Below are 22068 nucleotides of genomic sequence, written 5' to 3'. Positions count from 1 at the left end.
TCACTTGCAGCCGCCCGTGCAGCTAGCAGCTCAGCAATGCTGTAGAATGCTCGCCCTTTCCAGCCCGATCCTTGAGGACCGCCATGTTCAGCCGTGATTTGACCATTGCCAAGTACGACGCAGAGCTCTTCGAAGCCATGCAGCAAGAAGCGCTGCGCCAGGAGGATCACATCGAGTTGATCGCGTCGGAAAACTACACCAGCCCGGCCGTCATGGAAGCCCAGGGTTCGGTGCTGACCAACAAGTACGCCGAAGGCTACCCAGGCAAACGCTACTACGGCGGCTGCGAGCACGTCGACGTGGTCGAGCAACTGGCCATCGACCGCGCCAAGCAGCTGTTCGGCGCCGATTACGCCAACGTCCAGCCGCACGCCGGTTCCCAGGCCAACGCGGCGGTCTATCTGGCCCTGCTGTCGGCCGGCGACACCATCCTGGGCATGAGCCTGGCCCACGGCGGCCACCTGACCCACGGCGCCAGCGTCAGCTCGTCGGGCAAGCTGTACAACGCCGTGCAGTACGGCATCGACGGCAATGGCCTGATCGACTACGACGAAGTCGAGCGTCTGGCCGTCGAGCACAAGCCGAAGATGGTCGTCGCCGGCTTCTCGGCCTACTCGCAGGTGCTGGACTTCGCCCGCTTCCGCGAAATCGCCGACAAGGTCGGTGCCTACCTGTTCGTCGACATGGCCCACGTCGCCGGCCTGGTCGCGGCGGGTGTGTACCCCAACCCGGTGCCGTTCGCCGATGTGGTCACCACCACCACCCACAAGACCCTGCGCGGCCCACGTGGCGGCCTGATCCTGGCCCGTGCCAACGCCGACATCGAGAAGAAGCTCAACTCGGCCGTCTTCCCCGGCGCCCAGGGCGGCCCGCTGGAGCACGTCATCGCGGCCAAGGCGATCTGCTTCAAAGAAGCGCTGCAGCCTGAGTTCAAGGCCTACCAGCAGCAAGTGGTGAAAAACGCCCAGGCCATGGCCGGCGTGTTCATCGAGCGCGGTTTCGACGTGGTCTCTGGCGGTACCGAGAACCACCTGTTCCTGCTCTCGCTGATCAAGCAGGACATCTCCGGCAAAGACGCCGATGCAGCTCTGGGCAAAGCGTTCATCACCGTGAACAAGAACTCGGTGCCCAACGACCCTCGTTCGCCATTCGTCACCTCGGGCCTGCGCTTCGGCACCCCGGCCGTGACCACCCGCGGCTTCAAGGAAACCGAGTGTCGCGAGCTGGCCGGCTGGATCTGCGACATCCTGGCCGACCTGAACAACGAAGCGGTGATCGGCGCCGTGCGTGAGAAGGTCCAGGCCATCTGCAAGAAGCTGCCGGTTTACGGTCAGTAATCGCAGTGGTGCAAAAAGCCCGGCTCGTTAGTCGGGCTTTTTTGTGGAGGGTGGGAAAGGGCAGTACCTGGGCCGCGCGTTCGGTGCAGCGCTGGCTTACGGAAGCAGTGCCAACTGCCGTACGCAGAGAGGTTCAAGGAGCATGCCCCGTGCCTTGGTCAGGAGCCTCGACATGCCCACCCCACGACAATTGTCTTTCCTCGCCACCCTGAGCCTGAATGCCCATCCGGTGCAGACGCTGGAGTCTCTGCACGGCGCGCCTGTGTGGATAAACCGCCTGGGCGGTGCGGGCGTACTGCCGGGGCTGGTCAGTACGGTGCGCAACGACTCGCATCTGCTTGGCTGCCGGGCAAACGAACAGGTGGCACCGCTGCTGTTCTACTGTCGCCACACCCCGTCCGGTTATCACCTGTACGTGCGTGAGCCGGGCAAGCATTTCGGTAAAGGCATCAAGCGGATCGATGGCGCCTACCTCGGTTTGGGCTGCGTGCATGAACCCAATCCACAGCCGATCACGCTCGAGACACCCGGCGGTCAGAACGTCGACCTCAGAGACCTACCGCACGACACCCATCCCGTAAGCCTGAAAGCGGGCGATAGGCCGATCGCCTTGGGCAGACGCAACCATTCGCCCCACACCTACCTGACCCTGTCGGCAGGCGCACCGCTGCTCTGGACGCTGAAGATCGTGGCGCGGAACGTGCCCTGGGTCAGCCAGCCCGACGAAGCGTGACCCACCGGTAAAGCGCGTCGGCTCAGGCGCGCTTCGCCGTTTTCGAAGCGCAATCAATCGGGCGCCGTCGCTGGCGGATTTTTGCCCAACGCCGCAAACCCCTCCTTGATCTGCTGCTCGGGCAATTCATCGCCGATGAACACCATGACGCTCTCGCGCAACTCCCCTTCGCGCCACTCGGCGTCCCAGTCGAAACCGTACAGCTTGAGCACACCCTGAAACACCAGGCGGCGCTCGTCGCCGGCGATGTTCAGCACGCCTTTGTAGCGCAGCAACTGTTTGCCGTGCGCTTCGAGCAACCCGTTCATGAAATCGCTGAGGCGGTCGATGTCCAACGCCGTATCGCTGCGCAGCACCAGGGTGGAAATGCGGTCGGGCGTGGCTGGCTTGAGCACCGGACGCAGGCTCGGGGCCGGGCGCAGGCCCAGGTCCGGGTTGAGGTTGAAGCCGCGCACGTCGAGCAGTTCGGCAAGTTCGATACGGCCCTGCTCGACCACCCGAATCGCGGCGCGGCCGTTGATCCGCCCCAGCCGCTCGCGCAAAGCCTCGACGGCGGCAGGCTCCACCAGGTCGGTCTTGCTCAGCAGCAGGCGGTCGGCGAAGCCCACCTGCGCCTGGGCGATGGTCTGGGTCAGATGCACGTCCGCATGCAGGGCGTCGACCAGGGTGATGATGCCGTCGAGCAGGTAACGCTCGCGCAGCTCTTCGTCGATGAAGAAGGTCTGTGCCACAGGGGCCGGATCGGCCAAGCCCGTGCACTCGATCACCAGGCGGTCGAAGGCGATTTCGCCGGCGTCGAGGCGTTCGAGCAACAGGTACAGGGCTTTGGTCAGGTCGGTGTGGATGGTGCAGCATACGCAGCCGTTGGCCAGGGTCATGACCTGCACCGGCTCGTCGCCGAGCAACTGGCTGTCGATCCCGGCTTCGCTAAATTCGTTTTCGATCACGGCGATCTTCAGACCGTGCTCGGCCTTGAGCATGTGCTTGAGCAAGGTGGTCTTGCCGGCGCCGAGAAAGCCGGTGAGGACGGTGACGGGAATGGGCGTTTGCACGCAGATACCTCCATGGAGCCGAAAATGAATGTGGGAGCGCGGTTGTCCGGGCTCCCACAGGTTCAGGCAGGGTGTGGCGTCAGGGCCGGTACGCCCCGAGGTGGCGGCGCGCAGGCAGGTTCGCTTGCGCTTCGCTCGGCAGATGGCGGGCCACGCCTAACAACACTTGGGCCCGGCCTTGCCGCCGTAACGGGCTTCCTGGCGTTCGCGAAAGAACGCCTCGTAGCTCATCACCGGCTGGTCCGGGTGCGTGCGCTGCATGTGTTCGACATAGTTGTCGTAGTCAGGCATGCCCACCATCAGGCGGGCGGCCTGCCCAAGGTACTTACCCAGTTTCCCCAGGTCGTTGAACATGGCCGCAGCCCTCTCTGGTCAGGCTTCAGGCAAAGCCTGGAACGGGGTTTCCTTGTCGGTGCGCTCCTTGTGGTTCCAAGCGCGGTAGCCGACTTTCAAGGCGAAGAACAGGATGCTGAACACCACCACCAGGAACAGCACGGTCAGGCCGGCGTTGGTGTAGGCGTTGTACACCACGTGCTGCATCTGCCCGATGTCCTTGGCCGGCGCCAGCACCTGGCCGGCTTGCAGCGCGGTGCTGTACTTGTTCGCCAAGGCCAGGAAACCGACCGCCGGGTTGGCGTCGAAGAGCTTGATCAGGCTAGCGGTGGTGGTGCAGATCAGCAGCCACACGGCGGGCAGCAAAGTCACCCAAACATATTGCTGGCGCTTCATCTTGACCAGCACCACGGCGCCGAGCATCAGGGCGATACCGGCCAGCATCTGGTTGGAGATGCCGAACAGCGGCCACAGGGTGTTGATGCCGCCCAGCGGATCGATCACGCCTTGATACAGCAGGTAGCCCCACAGCGCCACGCAACCGGCCGTGGCGATCATGTTGGCGACCCACGACTCGGTGCGTTTGAGCGCCGGTACGAAGCTGCCGAGCAGGTCCTGCAACATGAAGCGACCGGCGCGGGTACCGGCATCGACCGCGGTGAGGATGAACAGCGCTTCGAACAGAATGGCGAAGTGGTACCAGAAGGCCATGGTGTTCTCGCCTGGCAGCACCTGGTGCAGGATCTGCGCGATCCCCACGGCCAGGGTCGGCGCGCCGCCGGCACGGGCCAGGATGGTGTGCTCACCGATGTCGCGGGCCACTGCCTCGAGCTGGTCGGGGGTGATCATGAAGCCCCAGCTGCTGACGGTCTGCGCCACCGAAACCACGTCGCTGCCGACGATGGCCGCCGGGCTGTTCATGGCGAAGTACACGCCGGGTTCGATCACCGAGGCGGCGACCATGGCCATGATGGCGACGAACGATTCCATCAGCATGCCGCCGTAGCCGATGTAGCGCGCGTTGGTTTCATTGTCCAGCAGCTTGGGTGTGGTGCCCGAGGAGATCAGCGCATGGAAACCCGAGACTGCGCCACAGGCGATGGTGATGAACAGGAACGGGAACAGCGCGCCTTTCCACACCGGGCCAGTGCCGTCGGTGAACTGGGTCAGGGCCGGCATCTTCAGCTCGGGCGCAAGGATCAGAATGCCGATGGCCAGGGCCAGGATGGTGCCGATCTTGAGGAAGGTGGAGAGGTAATCGCGTGGCGCCAGCACCAGCCACACCGGCAGCACGGCGGCGACGAAGCCGTAACCCACCAGCATCCAGGTGATCTGCACACCGGTGAAGGTGAAGGCCGGGCCCCACACCGGATCGCCGGCGACCAGGCCACCGACCCAGATCGACAGCAGCAACAGCACCACGCCGATCAGCGAGATCTCGCCGATGCGCCCTGGGCGGATATAGCGCATGTAGATGCCCATGAACATCGCGATCGGAATGGTCGCCATCACCGTGAACATGCCCCACGGGCTCTCCGCCAGGGCTTTCACCACGATCAGCGCCAGCACCGCCAGGATGATGATCATGATCAGGAAGCACCCGAACAGGGCGATGGTGCCGGGAATGCGGCCCATCTCTTCGCGCACCATGTCGCCCAGCGAGCGGCCGTTACGTCGGGTGGACAGGAACAGCACCATGAAGTCCTGCACCGCGCCGGCCAGAACCACGCCGGCGATCAACCACAGGGTGCCTGGCAGATAGCCCATCTGCGCCGCCAGTACCGGGCCGACCAGGGGGCCGGCACCGGCGATGGCCGCGAAGTGGTGGCCGAACAGGATGTGCTTGTTGGTCGGCACGTAGTCCAGACCGTCGTTGTTGAGCACCGCAGGCGTCGCCCGGCGCGGGTCGAGTTGCATCACCTTGGTGGCGATGAACAGGCTGTAGTAGCGATAGGCGACGAGGTACAAGGCAACCGCCGCGACCACGATCCACAAGGCATTGACCGCTTCGCCCCGACGCAGGGCGACCACGCCCAGCGCACAGGCCCCTATGACTGCCAGCGCTAGCCACGGTATGTGGCGCAGCAGGCTATTATTGTTGTTCATGGTTTTACTTCCAGCTGGATTATTGGAATAACGCCGCTCACCGAGTCTAGGGCGAGTGCTTGCGCATTGCCACATCTGCTTTGGTCTAGAGCCTTTGCAGACAGATTCGCCAGCGCTCGCGCGAACGCAAGCCGCCACACGCAGCCGATGCACTTCCGAGGGTTTCAACATGGGCGAGAACCGCGAACGTCGACGTTTCCAACGCATTCCTTTCGATGCGGCCACACAACTCTGCCAGCACGGGCAATGCTGGCCGGTCGCACTCATCGACCTGTCGCTCAAGGGCCTGTTGATCGAGCGCCCGGTTGCCTGGCAAGTCGACCTCACCCGACCGTTCGAGGCCAGGGTGCAACTGGGCGCCGAGGTCCTCGTGCGCATGCAGGTCGAACTGCGCCATGAGGAGGCGAGCCGGCTGGGCTTCGCTTGCACCTCGATGGACATCGACTCGATCAGCCATCTGCACAGGCTGGTGGAATTGAATCTGGCCGATGAAACGGAAATGCAGCGAGAACTGGGCGAACTTATCGAATATTAAGATTATTTAGCGGGCCAACTAAGTCAGCAAACGGGCTTTTCTGTCTATTCGGACAACTTTATTGGCGGTGGGAAAATTTTTGTATACACCGCTCTAGTACAGGCAACACGCCTGGTAACAGGGTGGTTTTTCCTGCCTGGTAAAAGCCTGGAAACCGGGCGACAGAAGTCTTCTTCGAAATATTGTATACAATCACTACGGTGCCTTCGGTACGATTTCTCCCAGTAGTGCCATGACAACAATAATTCGAGAGAGCCTGCTCCATGACCCCGTCCCCTAGTGCCTCCTCCCCCGCCCGGCCCGAAGACGAAAACCTCGGTCTGGGCGCCAACCTCGCCTATGGCCTGCAACACGTTCTGACCATGTACGGCGGCATCGTCGCCGTACCGCTGATCCTCGGTCAGGCTGCCGGCATGGCGCCAGCGGACATCGGCCTGCTGATCGCCGCCTCGCTGTTCGCAGGTGGCCTGGCGACCCTGTTGCAGACCCTGGGCCTGCCCTTTTTCGGTTGTCAGTTGCCGTTGGTGCAAGGGGTGTCGTTCGCCGGGGTGGCGACCATGGGCGCGATTCTCGGTACCCAAGGCGGTGGCGGCATGCCCGCCGTGTTGGGCGCGGTGATGGCGGCCTCTTTGATCGGCCTGCTGATCACTCCGGTGTTTTCGCGCATCACGCAATTCTTCCCGCCGCTGGTCACCGGCATCGTTATCACCACCATCGGCCTGACCCTGATGCCGGTCGCTGCGCGCTGGGTGATGGGCGGCAACAGCACCGCCGCCGATTACGGCAGCGTGGCCAACATCGGCCTGGCCGCGTTGACGTTCGCCATCGTGCTGCTACTGAGCAAGATCGGCAGCGGCGCGCTGTCGCGGCTTTCGATCCTGTTGGCGATGGTGATCGGCACGCTGATCGCCTGGGCGCTGGGCATGGCCGACTTCGGTGGCGTCGGCCAGGGTCCGATGCTGGCGATGCCGACGCCCCTGCACTTCGGCATGCCAACCTTCCACCTCGCCGCGATCCTGTCGATGTGCATCGTGATCATGGTGACCCTGGTGGAGACCTCGGCCGACATCCTGGCGGTGGGCGACATCATCGGCACCAAGGTCGACTCCAAACGCCTGGGCAACGGCCTGCGCGCGGACATGGCGTCGAGCATCCTCGCGCCTTTGTTCGGCTCATTCACGCAGAGCGCCTTCGCCCAGAACGTCGGTCTGGTGGCCGTGACCGGGGTCAAGAGCCGTTATGTGGTGGCGACCGGTGGTGTGATCCTGGTAGTGCTCGGCCTGCTGCCGGTGATGGGCCGGGTAATCGCCGCAGTGCCCACGCCGGTGCTCGGCGGCGCCGGAATCGTGCTGTTCGGCACGGTGGCCGCCAGCGGCATCCGTACCCTGTCGAAGGTCAGCTACCAGAACAACGTGAATCTGATCATCGTCGCGGCCTCGCTCGGTTTCGGCATGATCCCCATCGCCGCACCGACGTTCTACCATCAGTTCCCCAGCTGGTTCGAGACCATCTTCCATTCGGGCATCAGCTCGGCGGCGATCATGGCCATCGTGCTCAACCTGGTATTCAACCATTTCACCGCCGGCAACCCGCAGAACCCTTCGGTATTCGCCGCCGGCTACGAGCGCACCATCCACTATTCGGACATCTCGGCGCTGCGTGATGGCGACTACTTCAAGGACGGCCATCTATATGACGCCGAAGGGCACGAAGTGCCGCTGCTCGACGTCGATGCGGCCGACACGCCCTCGGCACGGCGAAAGACCGTGGCCGAACACTGAGTCGATTGCCCGATTGGTACAAGGGGCCTCGATGCGCATCGTCGAGGCCTCTTTTTTATCCGTGCACTCTCGTGAATGCGCCGAACCGACCGCCGCTTGACCATTACTGACCACCATTAGGCGTAGCCTGTACCGGGACCGCTTTGCGGTCCATCGCGGCTAAAGCCGCTCCAACAGTACTGCGCTCTTGTTGGAGCGGCTTTAGCCGCGATGGCCGGCATCGCCGGCCCGATGGCCACGACATCAGCAGCTTGGCAGTAGCGCATCGCCTGGGTCAGGGCTGCTGTACAGCCCTGGACGGGGCAACATCGGAGTTGAGCGAACAGCATCGCCCATGCGGGGTTTTCTGTTCCAGCCAAGGTAGCTGGCAAGCCGCTGGCACGCAGTATCACTCCTCGAACAACGCATCCAACGCCTGCTCCAACCGCGTCACCGCAATCACCTGCAACCCCGCTGGCGCATCCTTCGGTGCGTTGCCCTTGGGCACGATGGCGCGCTTGAAGCCGTGCTTGGCCGCTTCCTTGAGCCGCTCCTGGCCGCTGGGCACCGGCCGCACCTCGCCAGACAGGCCGACCTCGCCGAACACCAGCAAACCATGGGCCAGCGGCCGGTTGCGCAGGCTGGACATGACCGCCGCGAGCAAGGCCAGGTCGGACGCGGTTTCCAGCACCTTGACCCCGCCGACCACGTTGAGGAACACGTCCTGGTCGTGGGTGGGGATGCCGCCGTGGCGGTGCAGCACGGCCAGCAGCATGGCCAGGCGGTTCTGGTCCAGGCCCAGGGTCACGCGCCGCGGGTTGGACAGGTGGCTGTCGTCGACCAGCGCCTGCACTTCGACCAGCATGGGCCGCGTACCTTCCCAGGTGGCCATGACCACACTGCCCGGTACCGCTTCCTGGGCGCGGTTGAGGAAGATCGCCGATGGGTTCGACACCTCTTTCAGGCCGCGATCGGTCATGCCGAACACGCCCAGTTCGTTGATCGCGCCGAAGCGGTTCTTCACCGCCCGCAACAGGCGCAGGCGACCGTCGGACTCGCCTTCGAAATACAGCACGGTGTCGACCATGTGCTCGAGCACGCGCGGCCCGGCCAATGAGCCTTCCTTGGTGACGTGGCCGACCAGGAAGATCGCCGTGCCGCTCTGCTTGGCATAGCGCACCAGCAGCGCCGTGCTTTCGCGCACCTGGGCCACGCCGCCCGGCGCCGATTGCAGTTGCTCGGTGAAGATGGTCTGGATCGAGTCGATGACCATCACCCGCGGCTTTTCCGCGCGGGCGGTGGCGATGATGGTTTCGATGCAGGTTTCGGTCATCACCTTGAGCTGGTCCTGGGGCAGGCCCAGACGGCGCGAGCGCATCGCCACCTGCTGCTGCGACTCCTCGCCGGTGACGTACAGCGCGGGCATGTGCGTGGCGATGTTGCACAGGGTCTGCAAGAGGATGGTCGACTTGCCAATGCCGGGGTCGCCGCCGATCAGCACTACGGAGCCGTCGACCAGACCGCCGCCCAGTACGCGGTCGAGTTCGCCGCTGCTGGTGGTGAAGCGCGGGATTTCCTCGACGCTGACTTCGGCGAGGGTCTTGAGCTGCGCCTGCTGGCCGGTCCAGCCGGCACGCCCGCTGCTGGGCGCCGCCGCGCCGCCGCTCTCGATCTGGGTTTCCACCAGGGTGTTCCAGGCGCCGCACTCGCCGCATTGGCCCGCCCACTTGGGGAAGGTGGCGCCGCACTCGGTGCAGCCATACAAGCGCTTGGCCTTGGCCATGGGTCGGTCTCCTGGAAAAAGCCACCATCATAACCGACCCTTGCATCTGTACTGCGGGCGCTCATCGGCTAAAACTATTGGCTGGCATTACAGTCACTTGCAGCATGCGCAACGCATGCAACCGATGCTGGCTACACTGCGAGCACATTCTCACTTCGTTACAAGGAAACACACCATGAGCGTGATCAAGGAATTCAAGGCCTTTGCGGTCAAAGGCAATGTCGTCGACATGGCCGTCGGCATCATCATCGGCGCGGCGTTCGGCAAGATCGTCTCGTCGTTCGTCGGTGATGTGATCATGCCACCGCTGGGACTGCTGATCGGCGGCGTCGATTTCAGCGACCTGGCCATCACGCTCAAGGCCGCCCAGGGCGATGTCCCGGCGGTGGTGCTGGCCTACGGCAAATTCATCCAGACCGTGATTGACTTCATCATCGTCGCCTTCGCCATCTTCATGGGCGTGAAGGCCATCAACCGCCTCAAGCGCGAAGAAGCGGTCGCTCCGAGCGCACCGCCGACCCCAACGCCGCAGGAGACGTTGCTGACCGAAATCCGCGACCTGCTCAAGACGCAGAACCAGAACAGATTGCCCTGAGCCCATGCAAAAGGGCCGCGCAAGGCGGCCCTTCTGTCTTTGCCCTTCCTTATTACCAGTAGTTCTCCACCGCCACCTGTCCAGGCCGCCGGCTCAAGCTCAATTGCAGATCCCGCGCCTTCAACGCCTGACGTGTGTCGTCGATCATCTGCGGGTTGCCGCACAGCATGATGCGCGAATGCTCGGGCGAGAACGCCAGCCCTGCCGCCCGTTCCAGCTCACCGGTTTCGATCAGCGTGGTGATGCGCGCATTCAATGCACCCGGATGCGCTTCGCGGGTGACCACCGGAATGAATTGCAGCTTGCCGGCGAATTCGGCCAGGTAATCGCGCCGCTCGAGCCCGGCGATCTCGTCGAGGTAAGCCAGCTCCTTGGCCTCGCGCACCGAATACACCAGTTTGATCGACTCGAACCGTTCCCAGGCCTCGAAATCCTGCAGGATCGACATGAATGGCGCGATCCCGGTACCGGTGGCCAGCAGCCACAGGTCACGCCCACCGACGAAGCGGTCCAGGGTCAGGTAGCCGAAGGCCTGGCGGTCGATGAGCAGGGTGTCGCCTTCGCCCAGGCGGCTCAACTCGCTGGTGAATTCTCCACCTGGCACAACAATTGAAAAGAAATCCAGGTATTCGTCATGGGGTGCACTGACCATCGAATAGGCACGCCAGGCGATGCTGCCATCGGCCTTGGTCACCCCCAAACGCGCGAACTGACCGGAGCGGAAGCGGAAACCGGCATCGCGGGTCACCCGCAGGCTGAACAGGTTCGGGGTCAACGGCTGGACGTCCAGCAGGGTCTGGGCAGTGAACTTGTCGGCGCTGGCGGTCATGGGACACTCCGGGAAACAGGTACGCCAGTGTGGCGCAAAGCCGCCCGGATAAAAACCACTCAAGTCGCGGGACTATAGTGCCAACCGTTCTAAATGATTAAACCGAAAGACACTTATAGCGAAAAAGCAGAACTTCACCTTCAGACATTCCCTACACTGGGTACTGTCTTAACCTGACTGCTAAAGGCTCCGGGGAATCGCAATGCCACATTGGACGTCCAGACAATTGCAGGATCTGCTGGAAAAACGAGAGCCCACCGCGATCTTTGACCGCTCGATCGAATTGGCCCAAGCCCTAGGCATGACCCACTTGGGCTTGCGCCTGCACGTGCAAAGCGCAGCCCGCGGTACCAACCTGCTGTGCTACAACAACTATCCGGCCGAGTGGAACGAACAATACGAGCGCGAAGAGCTGAGCCAGATCGATCCGATCAGATCCATGTGCCACCACACCACGCTGCCGGTATTGTGGGACGAAGCGCACTTCGCGGCCTGCCCCCGGTACCGACACGCTGCCTGCAAACACGGCTTGCGCCATGGTTGGACCCAAGCGGTGCATGGTTTGCGCGGTTTCGAAAGCCACCTCAGTGTGTCGCGCCCTTCGGGCAAGATCGGCATGGCCGAGTTTTACGAAAAGGGTGCTGAAGTCCTGTGGCTGTGCAACACCTTGCATGCTTTGATCGGTGAGCACCATCGGGTCCGCTTGGAGGCCGAGTCACCCGTCGCGCACTTGAGCGACCGGGAGATGGAGGTGCTGCGCTGGTCTGCAGCGGGCAAGACCGCCGCCGACATCGCCTGCATCCTCTCGTTGTCGCAGAGCACGGTGAACTTCCACATCCGCAGCGTCATCACCAAGACCAACGCCTCGAACAAAGCCGGCGCCATCGCCATCGCCGCCATGCATGGCATGATCTGAAGCCGACCTGCCCCTCCCTTGGCAAAGCCCTGTAGAATCCGCGCCCAACCAGGGTCGCCCAGGCGGCCGGACGATTCCCTTCAGGGTCTGCCCCATGCCTTCGCTAACGTCTCCCTTCGCCGACCTCCAGTTGATCCGCCAGCCCGATCAAGCCAATGATCCGTTGCAGGCCTTCGACGCCGCCGACGAGTATCTGCTGCAACATATGGCCGCGCTGACGCCTGCCGCGCACAGCCGCGTGCTGGTACTCAACGACAGCTTCGGTGCCCTGGCTGCGAGCCTGAGCGGCCATGTGGCGGTGGTCAGCAGCGGCGATTCGTACCTGGCCCACTTGGCGCTGGACAAGAACCTGGCTCGCAATGCCAGGCCCGAAGTGCCGTTCGTGCCGGCCAGCGCCACCTGGCAGGGGCCGTTCGACTACGTGCTGCTGCGTGTGCCCAAGGCCCTGGCCCTGCTCGAAGAGCAACTGATCCGCCTGCAAGGCCGACTGGCACCGGGCGCCCAGGTGATCGCCGGCGCCATGGTCAAGCACCTGCCGCGCGCCGCAGGCGACCTGCTGGAAAAGTACGTAGGCCCCGTACAGGCCTCGCTGGCGCAGAAGAAGGCCCGCCTGCTGACGGCCACCGCCAGCGAACGGCCCATCGCCGTCTCGCCCTACCCCACCCGCTACCTGCTCGATGCGCCGCCACTGACGCTGGTCAACCACGCCAACGTGTTCTGCCGCGAAGGCCTGGACATCGGCACGCGTGCCTTCCTCCCGCACCTGCCGAACGACCTCGGCAGCGCACGGGTCGCCGACCTGGGCTGCGGCAACGGGGTGCTGGCCATCGCCAGTGCTCTGCGCAACCCCGAAGCGCATTACACCCTGGTGGACGAGTCGTACATGGCGGTGCAGTCGGCCGAGGAGAACTGGCGTGCGGCGCTCGGCGAGCGACCGGCCGATTTCATCGCCGCCGACGGCTTGGCCGGGCACCCCAAGCAATCCTTGGACGTGGTGCTGTGCAATCCACCGTTCCATCAGCAGCAGGTGGTCGGCGACTTCCTCGCCTGGCGCATGTTCCAACAGGCACGCGAGGCATTGGTGGTAGGCGGCGCGCTGTACATCGTCGGCAACCGCCACCTGGGCTATCACAGCAAGCTGGCGCGGCTGTTCCGCGGCGTGGAGCAGGTAGCGGCCACGCCCAAGTTCGTCATCCTCAAAGCGCGCAAATAGGCGCACGCCCGGGCCGTGCGCGGTGCGCGCGATCAGTGGGTCGTGAGGCCCGCCGCACTCATGAACAGGCGCATCAGCCAGGCGAACACGCCCAGGCTGGCCACGCTGGCCAGCCAGATCAGCGCCAGCCAGCCCAGCCGCCGCCACAAGGGCGTTGGCGTCTCGCAGGGTTCATGCTTCATGGGCCGTCGCTCCTCAGTGATAGCCATCGTCGTGGCCGACCTTGCCGCGGAACACGTAGTAGCTCCAGAACGTGTAGCCCAGGATCAACGGCAGGATGAACAGCGTGCCCACCAGCATGAAGCTCTGGCTCTGCGGCGGCGCGGCGGCCTCCCAGATCGACACGGATGGCGGGATGATGTTCGGCCACAGGCTGATGCCCAGGCCGCTGTAGCCAAGGAAGATCAATACCAAGGTCAGCAGGAAAGGCGCGTAATGGCTGCCGCGCGCCACCGCCCTGAGCAAGGCGTAGAAGGTCACCAGCACCAGGATCGGCACGGGCAGGAACCAGATCAGGTTGGGCAGGCTGAACCAGCGTTCGGCGATCTGCCCATAGGCCAGCGGCGTCCACAGGCTGACCACGCCGATCACTGCCAGCAGCACCAGAGCCAGGGGCTTGGCCAGTTGATGCATGCGCTGGTGCAAGGGGCCGTCGGTCTTCATGATCAGCCAGGTCGCGCCCAGCAGCGCATAGGCCACGATCAGGCCCAGGCCGCTGAACAGGCTGAACGGCGTGAGCCAGTCCAGCGAGCCTCCGGCGTAGTGCCGGTCGACCACTTTGAAGCCTTCGATGAACGCACCCAGCGCCACGCCCTGGAAGAAGGTCGCCACCAGCGAGCCGCCGATGAAGGCCTTGTCCCACAAGTGGCGCTTGGCATCCCTGGCCTTGAAGCGGAACTCGAAGGCCACGCCGCGGAAGATAAGCCCTACCAGCATCAGGATCAGCGGCAGATAGAGGGCTTCGAGCACCACCGCGTAGGCCATCGGAAAGGCGCCGAACAGCCCGGCCCCACCGAGCACCAGCCAGGTTTCGTTACCATCCCAGACCGGCGCCACGGTATTCATCATCACGTCGCGGTCGGTCTTGGCCGGCACGAAGGGAAAGAGCATGCCGATGCCCAGGTCGAAGCCGTCCATCACCACGTACATCATCACGCCGAAGATGATGATGCCGGCCCAGATCAGCGGAAGATCGATATCCATGCTTCAGTTCCCCTCGTTCAGACGCGCAGATCCGGCATCGTTGCCAGAGCCTTCTTCTGCGGCCGACAGCGGCCGCGCCGGCGTGCGTTTGCGCCCAGGGCCGCCCGGGCGCGGCTGGTTGCCTTCGCCGGTGTGCGGGCCCTTGCGTACCAGGCGCATCATGTAGCCCAGGCCGGTGCCGAACAGCGCGAAGTACACCACCACGAACATCACCAGGGTGAAGCCCAGCTGGGTTTGGCTGTGGTTCGACACACCTTCGGCGGTGCGCATCAGCCCATACACCACCCAGGGTTGGCGCCCGATCTCGGTGGTGAACCAGCCGGCGAGGATGGCGATCAACCCGGACGGTCCCATCCACAGCGTCAGGTAAAGGAAGGGCCGCGAACTGTACAGTCCACCCGTACGGCGCAGCCACAGGCTCCACAGGCCGACCAGGATCATCAGCATGCCAAGGCCCACCATCACCCGGAACGACCAGAAGATCACCGTGGAGTTGGGCCGGTCCTCAGGCGCGAACTCCTTGAGCGCCGGCACTTGCTTGTCGAAGCTGTGGGTCAGGATCAGGCTGCCCAGCACCGGAATCTCGACCTTGTAGCGGGTGGTCTCGGCCTGCATGTCCGGCAGCCCGAAGAGAATCAACGGCGTCGGCTCGCCCGGCGGATTTTCCCAGTGGCCTTCGATGGCGGCGATCTTCGCCGGTTGGTGCTTGAGGGTGTTGAGGCCATGGAAGTCGCCGATCACGGCCTGTACCGGCGCCACGATCAACGCCATCCACATGGCCATCGAGAGCATCTTGCGCACCGCCGGATTGTCGCGTCCGCGCAGCAGGTGCCAGGCCGCCGAAGCGCCGACGAAGAAGGCCGTGGCGACGAAGGCTGCGACCGACATGTGCAGCAGGCGGTAGGGGAACGAGGGGTTGAAGATGATCGCCAGCCAATCGACCGGAATCACCCGCCCGTCGACGATCTCGTGCCCTTGCGGGGTCTGCATCCAGCTGTTGGAAGCCAGGATCCAGAAGGTCGAGATCAGCGTGCCGAGGGCCACCATCAGCGTGGCGAAGAAGTGCAGGCCGCGGCCCACGCGGTTCCAGCCGAACAACATGACGCCGAGGAAGCCCGCTTCGAGGAAGAAGGCGGTGAGCACTTCATAGGTCAGCAAAGGGCCGGTGACGGAGCCGGCGAACTCGGAAAAGCGGCTCCAGTTGGTGCCGAACTGATAGGCCATCACCAACCCCGAAACCACGCCCATGCCGAAGTTGACGGCGAAGATCTTCGACCAGAAGTGGTAGAGGTCGCGGTAGACCTGCCGATCGGTTTTCAGCCACAGCCCTTCGAGCACGGCCAGGTAGCTGGCCAGGCCTATGGTGATGGCGGGGAACAGGATGTGGAACGATACGGTGAAGGCGAACTGGATTCGGGCAAGCTCCAAAGCTTCGAGACCGAACATGGGCATTTCCTCGTCAGGTGATCCGGCGGCAGGGCGCGCGGCCCTCCGCTACTGCCCCCTGGTGTATCGAGCGCCGTGCGTTGGAATTGTTCGGTCGGATCAAGGGGGTATGGCTACCCATTGGGGTGGATCGTTTTGATCCAGATCAACGGATGTGACCCCAGCATAGTCTTCCAGCGCCCAGTACGGTCTGTGGTCGAATGCCGCGTGACGGAAGGTCTCACCGGGTTTACCGGGAGCGCAGGATGTGCCGGAGTCGGCAAGCAGCAACTGTTTGTTACAATCAGGTGATACTCTGAGCCGACGTACATCTGTTGGCGGTCGCAGCGGCGCTGGTTCAGCTGCGATGGGCCGTGAAGCGATTTTGATCGGGGCACTGCCTGTGACCTGGCGAAATACGGGCGTGGCCTTTGGGGCGGCTTTGCCGTCCATCGCGGCTGAAGCCGCTCCTACAGGGAACGCGTATTTTCCGATGGCACACGGACCTGTAGGAGCGGCCGGCCGGCGCACCGGTTTAGCCGCGATGGGCGGCAGAGCCGCCCCACTTTAGGCGCCGTCGAGTCCCCGACGGAAACCGATCGCGGCTATTGGACCTGACGCGCAAGCCATCGCGGCCGATCGAAGCGCCGAACCGGCCGCCCCGCCCAGCTGGTCGCTTGGAAGACTTGGCGACAACTCCAGAATCTCTCACAGGCTGACACTCACCTCCATGTCCGACCCCATTCTGCTCCGCCACCACCGCCCCTTCGTCGCCTTCTGGTTCGCCCGGGTATTTACCGCCAGCGGTTTCCAGATGCTCACCGTGGCCATCGGCTGGCACCTCTACCAGCTCACCGGCAACGTACTCGACCTGGGCCTGGTGGGTCTGGTGGAGTTCGCCCCGCGTGTGCTGTTCATGCTGCATACCGGGCATGTCGCCGACCGCTACGACCGGCGCCGCGTGGCCGCGCTGTGCCAGACCCTGCAAGGCTTGATCGCGCTTGGCCTGGCGCTGGGCAGTGCCACCGACAACGTTAGCCGCGAGCTGATCTTCGCGTTGGCCTTCCTGCTCGGCGCCACCCGCGCCTTCGAAATGCCGGCGACCCAGGCGCTGCTGCCCAACATCGTGCCGCCGGGCCTGTTCCCACGTGCGGTCGCGGCGTCCGCTTCGGCCAGTCAATCGGCGACCATCGTCGCACCGGCGGTGGGCGGTTTCCTGTACGCCTTCGGCAGCCTCTGGGTGTACGGCCCGACCGTGCTGCTGTACGCCATCGCCTGCCTGCTGACCCTGAGCCTGAGCGTACGCGCGCAAGTGGCCCAGCGCGGCCGCGCCAGCCTGGAGTCGCTGCTGGCCGGCATCCGTTTCATCCGCAGCCGCCAGGACATCCTCGGGGCCATCTCCCTCGATCTGTTCGCCGTGCTGCTGGGCGGCGCCACGGCGCTGTTGCCGGTATTCGCCAAGGACATCCTGTTCACTGGTCCCATGGGCCTGGGCCTGTTGCGTTCGGCGCCGGCGGTCGGTGCCTTGCTGATGTCGCTGTGGCTGGCGCGCTTTCCCTTCGAACGCAAGGTGGGGCGCACCATGTTCACCGCCGTGGCCGTGTTCGGCGTGGCCACCATCGCCTTCGGCCTGTCGACGTCCTTCTGGTTTTCGCTGGCGGTGCTGGTGGTGCTCGGCGCAGCCGACATGATCAGCATGGTGATCCGCAGCGCCTTCGTGCAGTTGGAGACGCCCGATGAGATGCGCGGCCGGGTCAGCGCCGTGAACGGCCTGTTCATCGGCGCCTCGAACCAGCTCGGCGAGTTCGAATCGGGGGTCACCGCACACTGGTTGGGCACAGTGCCGGCGGTGGTGTTGGGCGGGGTCGGCACGCTGGTGGTGACCGGGGTATGGATCAAGCTGTTCCCGACCCTGGCCAATCGCGACCGGTTACACAGTGAGATCAAGGTATGAAGCGACGCTCACAGCGCGAAACTCATGCTCAGCTCGTATCCGTCGCGGGCGCGATGACCGAGCCCGCTGTCGCTCCACCCGCTATGGCGATAGAGCCGCTGCGCCAGGTGGTTGTCGGGCGCCACCGACAGTTGCAGACGACCGATGTCCGGCCATAGGGCCCGCACCACCGCCGGCAGGGCCTGCAAGCAGGCACGCCCCAGCCCTTGGCCCTGGTAGCGCCGATCGACCTGCAAGGCGATCAGCATCGCCGCATCCGCTGCGGCCCAGGCAGGCAGGAACACGCCGCGCTGAAGCAGCAGCAGGCCGCGCGGGACGTGCCTGTGCACCAGCACCAGGCAGCGCTGCTGCTCGCTGGGATTACGTGCAAGGTACAGCGCGCTGGCCGCATCGCCGGCATGGCGCCGTTGCTCGGGCGGCAGATGGATGTCGAGCACTTGGGCTTGCTGGGCCTGAGTGAGGTCGCGGTAGTCGATCAGTTGCACAGGCGTCGGCTCTCGGGCGGAAGCGCAGTGTAGCCTGAAGGCAGTACCGAAGCCTTCGAACACCTGCGCCCTCACCTTGCGTCGCCTTCCCACCCCGACATTTCAGACAGAACCTACCGCTCGCCAAGCATGCTGGTATGATGCGCGGCTTTTTTCCGCCCCGGATAAAACACGGCAGCCTTGGCCGATGCCAGTCAGTTGAGCCGAAGCAGCGTCAATCGGGGCTGCTTTGCAGCCCATCGCGGCTAAAGCCGCTCCTACAGGATTGCGCCTGTGGGAGCGGCTTTAGCCGCGATGGGCCGCCAAGCGGCCCCGGTTGCATGACTGACCGGCATTAGCAGTCTTGGCCGCCTGTGCTTTGCTCTTGGGGTCGATACATTCACGGCGCCGACGGCGACTTGGGAGCGGGCATGCTGGAAAGGCTGTTTCAACTAAGAGCACACAACACCAACGTACGCACCGAGATACTGGCGGGCGTCACCACCTTCCTGGCCATGGCCTACATCCTGTTCGTCAACCCGAGCATTCTCGGCGAGACCGGCATGGACAAGGGCGCGTTGTTCGTCGCCACTTGCCTGGCGGCGGCCATCGGTTCGGTGACCATGGGCCTGATCGCCAACTACCCCATCGCCCTGGCACCGGGCATGGGCCTGAACGCCTTCTTCACCTACACCGTGGTGCTGCACCAGGGCCATACCTGGCAGGTCGCGCTGGGCGCGGTGTTCGTTTCGGCGGTGCTGTTCTTCGTACTCTCGGTGCTGCGCATCCGCGAGTGGATCGTCAACAGCATTCCGCTGCCGCTGCGCTCGGCCATCGCCGCCGGCATCGGTCTGTTCCTGGCGCTGATCGCCCTGCACAACGCCGGTATCGTCGTCGACAACCCGGCGACCCTGGTGGGCCTGGGCGATCTGCGCAACCCAGCGCCGATCCTCGCCACCCTGGGCTTCTTCCTGATCGTCGGCCTGGAAGCGCTGAAGGTGCGCGGTGCGGTGCTGATCGGCATCCTGGCCGTGACCGTGGCCTCCATCGTGCTGGGCGTGACGCCCTTCGCAGGCGTGGTGTCGATGCCGCCGTCGCTGGCGCCGACCTTCCTGCAACTGGACATCGCCGGCGCCCTCGACGTGGCGCTGATCAGCGTGATATTCGCCTTCCTCTTCGTCGATCTGTTCGACAACTCCGGCACCCTGATCGGCGTGGCCAAGCGCGCCGGCTTGATGGGCAAGGACGGGCACATGCCGAAGATGGGCCGCGCCCTGATCGCCGACAGCACCGCGGCCATGGCAGGCTCGCTGCTCGGTACCTCGACCACCACCAGCTACATCGAGTCGGCCGCAGGCGTCAGCGCTGGAGGTCGCACGGGCCTGACCGCCATCGTGGTCGCCGTGCTGTTCCTGCTGGCCCTGTTCTTCGCCCCGCTGGCCGGCAGCGTACCGGCCTTCGCCACCGCGCCGGCGCTGCTGTTCGTGGCGGTGCTGATGGCCTCGGGCCTGGCGGAGATCAACTGGGACGACATTACCGAGGCCGCCCCGGTGGTGGTCACTGCCCTGGCCATGCCGCTGACCTACTCGATCGCCAACGGCATCGCCTTCGGCTTCATCGCCTGGACCGCCATCAAGCTGATCTCCGGCCGCTACCGCGACCTGAACGCAGCGCTGGTGATCCTGTCCATTCTGTTCGTCATCAAGCTGGGCTGGTTCAACGCATGAGTGCCGCTTTCGACCCCTCCACCTACACCGAGCAACTGAACGCCAAGGCCGAGCGCCTGCGCGCGCTGCTGGCGCCGTTCGATGCACCGGAACCTGCGGTGTTCGATTCGCTCCAATACCACTACCGCCTACGCGCCGAGTTTCGCCTGTGGCGCGAAGGCGGCGAGCGCCACTATGCGATGTTCGCCCCCGGCGAGAAGCACCAGGCGATCCTGATCGACGACTTCCCCATCGCCAGCCAGCGCATCAACGACTTGATGCCGCGCCTCAAGGCCGCCTGGCAAGCCAACGAGGCATTGAGCAACCGCCTGTTCCAGGTCGAGTTCCTCACCACCCTGGCGGGCGATGCGATGGTCACCCTGTGCTACCACCGCCCCCTCGACGAGGCCTGGGAAGCCGCCGCACAAGCGCTGGCCAGCGAGTTGCAGGTAAGCGTGATCGGCCGCTCGAAGGGCAAGCGCCTGGTGATTGGTCGCGACTATGCGCTGGAGAAACTCGAAGTCGCCGGCCGGGTGTTCAGCTATCGTCAGCCGGAAGGTGCGTTCACCCAGCCCAACGGCACGGTGAACCAGAAGATGCTGGGCTGGGCCTTCGAGGCCATGGGCGAACGCGACGACGATCTGCTCGAACTGTACTGTGGCAACGGCAACTTCACCCTGCCGCTGGCCACTCGCGTGCGCCAGGTACTGGCCACCGAGATCAGCAAGACGTCGGTCAACGCCGCTTTGAGCAACCTGGACGAGAACGGCATCGACAATGTGACCCTGGTGCGGCTCTCGGCCGAGGAACTGACCCAGGCGCTGAACGAAGTGCGGCCGTTCCGCCGTTTGCAGGGCATCGACCTCAAGCGGTACGCCTTCGGCAGCGTATTCGTCGACCCGCCGCGCGCCGGCATGGACCCGGACACCTGCGAGCTGACCCGGCGCTTCGAGCGCATCCTGTACATCTCCTGCAACCCCGAGACCCTGGCCGCCAACATCGCCCAACTGCACGACACCCACCGCATCGAGCGCTGCGCGTTGTTCGACCAATTCCCGTATACCCACCATATGGAAAGCGGAGTGTTGCTGGTTCGGCGTTGAGGGCGGCAGGTCGTGTGGGGTCTATGGGCCTCATGGGCCCTATGAACCCTATGAACCCTGTGAACTTTGTAGGAGCGACTTTAGTAGCGATGGGCGGCAACGCCGCCCCAAATCAGGCGCCGCTCACCCCCCTGTGGAGAAGCATTGCGGCCATTGGGCCGGCGCTGCCGGCCATCGCGGCTGAAGCCGCTCCTACAAGTCTTACAAGTCCTACAGCCCCTACAGGTGCTGCTGGGTAAGGACGAAACCCGAGTTTTGAATACAAAGGCCGTATAGTCCTGTTGAAACGACTGCAGTCGCAACATGGGGCAACGCCGCCTCGCTTCAAACGCAGCCTACGGCTGCCGCAATACGCCGCAGCATCGCGGTCGATCGGAACGCCTAAACCGCCCTTCCCTACAGCGGTTCAGAAATCGAAGAACACCGTCTCCCCTTCGCCCTGGATACGCATGTCGAACCGATAAGCCGTCTTACCGTCCACCTCGCAACGCTGGGCAATCAGGGTTTCGCGGCGCTGGGGCTGTTCGATCAGATTGAGCACAGGGCACTTGCCGTTGGCCTCGGCTTCATCGTCGAAATACAGCCGCGTGTGCAGATGGATGTTGATGCCCCGGGCGAACAGGCTGACATTGATGTGCGGCGCCATCGGCACACCCGCTGCGTTGTTCACCACGCCTGGCTTGACCGTGTGCAGCGTCCACTCCCCCGCATCGAAGGTGGTGGCGGTGCGGCCGAAGCTGTTGAAGGTGCTTTCCAGGTTGTAGTCCTCGTGGTACTGGCCTTGGGCATCGGCCTGCCACACCTCCAGAAAGGAATCGCGCACCAGGTGCCCGTTACCGTCATAGACGTGGCCGATCAGCAGGATGTGCTCGCCGGGGGCCTCGGGCTTGGCCAGGCGGTTCCAGATTTCCTCGGACCGTGGCGGATTGCCGGCAGCCTGTAGCGCCAAACCGATGTGTACATACGGCCCCGCCGTCTGCGAGGGGGTTTCCGGCAGCAGTTGAATAGGCATGTGGAGCTC

20 protein-coding genes are annotated in these 22068 nt (G+C 64.2%); 10 read left to right on the top strand and 10 right to left on the bottom strand.

Features of this window, described 5'->3' with window-relative positions:
• The first annotated feature begins 83 nt into the window (after window positions 1-83).
• Both glyA and AA0Z93_RS10610 read left to right on the top strand, forming a co-directional pair.
• Window positions 84-1337 carry a serine hydroxymethyltransferase gene (gene glyA, locus AA0Z93_RS10615; protein WP_413048970.1) on the top strand — a complete coding sequence of 418 codons (1254 nt, stop codon included), beginning with the start codon at window positions 84-86 and terminating at the stop codon, window positions 1335-1337.
• Window positions 1338-1509: 172 nt separating this feature from the next.
• Window positions 1510-2070 carry a hypothetical protein gene (locus AA0Z93_RS10610; RefSeq protein WP_413048971.1) on the top strand — a complete coding sequence of 187 codons (561 nt, stop codon included), beginning with the start codon at window positions 1510-1512 and terminating at the stop codon, window positions 2068-2070.
• Window positions 2071-2123: 53 nt separating this feature from the next.
• On the opposite strand, the gene yjiA is transcribed toward AA0Z93_RS10610, so the two are convergent.
• The 3 genes from yjiA to AA0Z93_RS10595 all read right to left on the bottom strand — a co-directional run bounded on the left by yjiA (window position 2124) and on the right by AA0Z93_RS10595 (window position 5561).
• Window positions 2124-3122: a GTPase gene (gene yjiA / locus AA0Z93_RS10605; RefSeq protein WP_413048972.1), complete on the bottom strand. Its 999-nt coding sequence runs from the start codon at window positions 3120-3122 to the stop codon at window positions 2124-2126.
• Between the two features lie 156 nt (window positions 3123-3278).
• Window positions 3279-3476 (bottom strand): YbdD/YjiX family protein, encoded by a 198-nt coding sequence (locus AA0Z93_RS10600; RefSeq protein ID WP_413048973.1) that lies wholly within the window; start codon window positions 3474-3476, stop codon window positions 3279-3281.
• A gap of 18 nt (window positions 3477-3494) precedes the next feature.
• Window positions 3495-5561: a carbon starvation CstA family protein gene (locus AA0Z93_RS10595; protein WP_413048974.1), complete on the bottom strand. Its 2067-nt coding sequence runs from the start codon at window positions 5559-5561 to the stop codon at window positions 3495-3497.
• Window positions 5562-5730: 169 nt separating this feature from the next.
• On the opposite strand from AA0Z93_RS10595, the gene AA0Z93_RS10590 reads away from it, so the two are divergent.
• Together AA0Z93_RS10590 and AA0Z93_RS10585 are read left to right on the top strand one after the other, a co-directional pair.
• Window positions 5731-6096 (top strand): PilZ domain-containing protein, encoded by a 366-nt coding sequence (locus AA0Z93_RS10590; protein WP_413048975.1) that lies wholly within the window; start codon window positions 5731-5733, stop codon window positions 6094-6096.
• Window positions 6097-6359: 263 nt separating this feature from the next.
• Window positions 6360-7877 carry a nucleobase:cation symporter-2 family protein gene (locus AA0Z93_RS10585; protein WP_413048976.1) on the top strand — a complete coding sequence of 506 codons (1518 nt, stop codon included), beginning with the start codon at window positions 6360-6362 and terminating at the stop codon, window positions 7875-7877.
• A 388-nt stretch (window positions 7878-8265) separates the two neighbouring features.
• Here the strand turns inward: AA0Z93_RS10585 and radA are convergent, their stop codons facing one another.
• The gene (radA, locus tag AA0Z93_RS10580; protein ID WP_313740377.1) at window positions 8266-9639 is read right to left on the bottom strand and encodes a DNA repair protein RadA; all 1374 of its coding nucleotides are present in this window, start codon (window positions 9637-9639) and stop codon (window positions 8266-8268) included.
• Window positions 9640-9814: 175 nt separating this feature from the next.
• Here radA and mscL point away from each other — a divergent pair, with 175 nt between their 5' ends.
• The gene (gene mscL / locus AA0Z93_RS10575) at window positions 9815-10234 is read left to right on the top strand and encodes a large-conductance mechanosensitive channel protein MscL (protein WP_028696186.1); all 420 of its coding nucleotides are present in this window, start codon (window positions 9815-9817) and stop codon (window positions 10232-10234) included.
• Between the two features lie 52 nt (window positions 10235-10286).
• On the opposite strand, the gene AA0Z93_RS10570 is transcribed toward mscL, so the two are convergent.
• A complete protein-coding gene (locus tag AA0Z93_RS10570; protein ID WP_413048977.1) occupies window positions 10287-11063 on the bottom strand; it encodes a ferredoxin--NADP reductase in 777 nt (258 codons plus the stop codon).
• A 202-nt stretch (window positions 11064-11265) separates the two neighbouring features.
• Between AA0Z93_RS10570 and AA0Z93_RS10565 the strand changes: the two genes are divergently transcribed.
• Together AA0Z93_RS10565 and AA0Z93_RS10560 are read left to right on the top strand one after the other, a co-directional pair.
• On the top strand, window positions 11266-11979 hold the full coding sequence (locus AA0Z93_RS10565) for an autoinducer binding domain-containing protein (RefSeq protein WP_413048978.1): 714 nt from the start codon (window positions 11266-11268) through the stop codon (window positions 11977-11979).
• Between the two features lie 94 nt (window positions 11980-12073).
• The gene (locus AA0Z93_RS10560; RefSeq protein ID WP_413048979.1) at window positions 12074-13192 is read left to right on the top strand and encodes a methyltransferase; all 1119 of its coding nucleotides are present in this window, start codon (window positions 12074-12076) and stop codon (window positions 13190-13192) included.
• Window positions 13193-13224: 32 nt separating this feature from the next.
• Here AA0Z93_RS10560 and AA0Z93_RS10555 read toward each other — a convergent pair whose 3' ends face one another.
• Genes AA0Z93_RS10555 through AA0Z93_RS10545 form a run of 3 tightly spaced genes read right to left on the bottom strand, consistent with a single transcriptional unit; the run spans window position 13225 to window position 15841 of the window.
• The gene (locus tag AA0Z93_RS10555) at window positions 13225-13374 is read right to left on the bottom strand and encodes a DUF2474 domain-containing protein (RefSeq protein ID WP_413048980.1); all 150 of its coding nucleotides are present in this window, start codon (window positions 13372-13374) and stop codon (window positions 13225-13227) included.
• Between the two features lie 13 nt (window positions 13375-13387).
• Window positions 13388-14395, bottom strand: a complete 1008-nt coding sequence (gene cydB / locus AA0Z93_RS10550) for a cytochrome d ubiquinol oxidase subunit II (RefSeq protein ID WP_413048981.1) — start codon at window positions 14393-14395, stop codon at window positions 13388-13390.
• Window positions 14396-14398: 3 nt separating this feature from the next.
• A complete protein-coding gene (locus AA0Z93_RS10545) occupies window positions 14399-15841 on the bottom strand; it encodes a cytochrome ubiquinol oxidase subunit I (RefSeq protein WP_413048982.1) in 1443 nt (480 codons plus the stop codon).
• Window positions 15842-16550: 709 nt separating this feature from the next.
• Between AA0Z93_RS10545 and AA0Z93_RS10540 the strand changes: the two genes are divergently transcribed.
• Window positions 16551-17774 (top strand): MFS transporter, encoded by a 1224-nt coding sequence (locus AA0Z93_RS10540; RefSeq protein ID WP_413048983.1) that lies wholly within the window; start codon window positions 16551-16553, stop codon window positions 17772-17774.
• Window positions 17775-17782: 8 nt separating this feature from the next.
• On the opposite strand, the gene AA0Z93_RS10535 is transcribed toward AA0Z93_RS10540, so the two are convergent.
• A complete protein-coding gene (locus tag AA0Z93_RS10535; protein ID WP_413048984.1) occupies window positions 17783-18259 on the bottom strand; it encodes a GNAT family N-acetyltransferase in 477 nt (158 codons plus the stop codon).
• A 410-nt stretch (window positions 18260-18669) separates the two neighbouring features.
• Between AA0Z93_RS10535 and AA0Z93_RS10530 the strand changes: the two genes are divergently transcribed.
• Window positions 18670-19965 (top strand): NCS2 family permease, encoded by a 1296-nt coding sequence (locus AA0Z93_RS10530; RefSeq protein ID WP_413048985.1) that lies wholly within the window; start codon window positions 18670-18672, stop codon window positions 19963-19965.
• Entirely contained in the window at window positions 19962-21047 is a 1086-nt protein-coding gene (trmA, locus tag AA0Z93_RS10525) for a tRNA (uridine(54)-C5)-methyltransferase TrmA (protein WP_413048986.1), read from the top strand. The genes AA0Z93_RS10530 and trmA overlap by 4 nt, the downstream gene beginning before the upstream one ends.
• Before the next feature lie 406 nt (window positions 21048-21453).
• Here trmA and pcaG read toward each other — a convergent pair whose 3' ends face one another.
• The gene (pcaG, locus tag AA0Z93_RS10520) at window positions 21454-22059 is read right to left on the bottom strand and encodes a protocatechuate 3,4-dioxygenase subunit alpha (protein WP_413048987.1); all 606 of its coding nucleotides are present in this window, start codon (window positions 22057-22059) and stop codon (window positions 21454-21456) included.
• Between the last annotated feature and the right edge of the window lie 9 nt (window positions 22060-22068).

This window comes from Pseudomonas phoenicis (genome assembly GCF_047302395.1).
In the GTDB taxonomy this organism is placed as follows: domain Bacteria; phylum Pseudomonadota; class Gammaproteobacteria; order Pseudomonadales; family Pseudomonadaceae; genus Aquipseudomonas.
The sequence above is the reverse complement of the archived record's forward strand: the minus strand, read 5'-3'. Positions and strand labels throughout refer to the sequence as shown.

Excerpts from the sequence above, each read along its gene's own strand:
- glyA (WP_413048970.1), top strand. The coding sequence starts at position 84 with ATGTTCAGCCGTGATTTGACCATTGCCAAGTACGACGCAGAGCTCTTC.
- AA0Z93_RS10610 (WP_413048971.1), top strand. The coding sequence starts at position 1,510 with ATGCCCACCCCACGACAATTGTCTTTCCTCGCCACCCTGAGCCTGAAT.
- AA0Z93_RS10600 (WP_413048973.1), bottom strand. The coding sequence starts at position 3,476 with ATGTTCAACGACCTGGGGAAACTGGGTAAGTACCTTGGGCAGGCCGCC.
- AA0Z93_RS10595 (WP_413048974.1), bottom strand. The coding sequence starts at position 5,561 with ATGAACAACAATAATAGCCTGCTGCGCCACATACCGTGGCTAGCGCTG.
- AA0Z93_RS10590 (WP_413048975.1), top strand. The coding sequence starts at position 5,731 with ATGGGCGAGAACCGCGAACGTCGACGTTTCCAACGCATTCCTTTCGAT.
- AA0Z93_RS10585 (WP_413048976.1), top strand. The coding sequence starts at position 6,360 with ATGACCCCGTCCCCTAGTGCCTCCTCCCCCGCCCGGCCCGAAGACGAA.
- radA (WP_313740377.1), bottom strand. The coding sequence starts at position 9,639 with ATGGCCAAGGCCAAGCGCTTGTATGGCTGCACCGAGTGCGGCGCCACC.
- mscL (WP_028696186.1), top strand. The coding sequence starts at position 9,815 with ATGAGCGTGATCAAGGAATTCAAGGCCTTTGCGGTCAAAGGCAATGTC.
- AA0Z93_RS10570 (WP_413048977.1), bottom strand. The coding sequence starts at position 11,063 with ATGACCGCCAGCGCCGACAAGTTCACTGCCCAGACCCTGCTGGACGTC.
- AA0Z93_RS10565 (WP_413048978.1), top strand. The coding sequence starts at position 11,266 with ATGCCACATTGGACGTCCAGACAATTGCAGGATCTGCTGGAAAAACGA.
- AA0Z93_RS10560 (WP_413048979.1), top strand. The coding sequence starts at position 12,074 with ATGCCTTCGCTAACGTCTCCCTTCGCCGACCTCCAGTTGATCCGCCAG.
- AA0Z93_RS10555 (WP_413048980.1), bottom strand. The coding sequence starts at position 13,374 with ATGAAGCATGAACCCTGCGAGACGCCAACGCCCTTGTGGCGGCGGCTG.
- cydB (WP_413048981.1), bottom strand. The coding sequence starts at position 14,395 with ATGGATATCGATCTTCCGCTGATCTGGGCCGGCATCATCATCTTCGGC.
- AA0Z93_RS10545 (WP_413048982.1), bottom strand. The coding sequence starts at position 15,841 with ATGTTCGGTCTCGAAGCTTTGGAGCTTGCCCGAATCCAGTTCGCCTTC.
- AA0Z93_RS10540 (WP_413048983.1), top strand. The coding sequence starts at position 16,551 with ATGTCCGACCCCATTCTGCTCCGCCACCACCGCCCCTTCGTCGCCTTC.
- AA0Z93_RS10530 (WP_413048985.1), top strand. The coding sequence starts at position 18,670 with ATGCTGGAAAGGCTGTTTCAACTAAGAGCACACAACACCAACGTACGC.
- trmA (WP_413048986.1), top strand. The coding sequence starts at position 19,962 with ATGAGTGCCGCTTTCGACCCCTCCACCTACACCGAGCAACTGAACGCC.
- pcaG (WP_413048987.1), bottom strand. The coding sequence starts at position 22,059 with ATGCCTATTCAACTGCTGCCGGAAACCCCCTCGCAGACGGCGGGGCCG.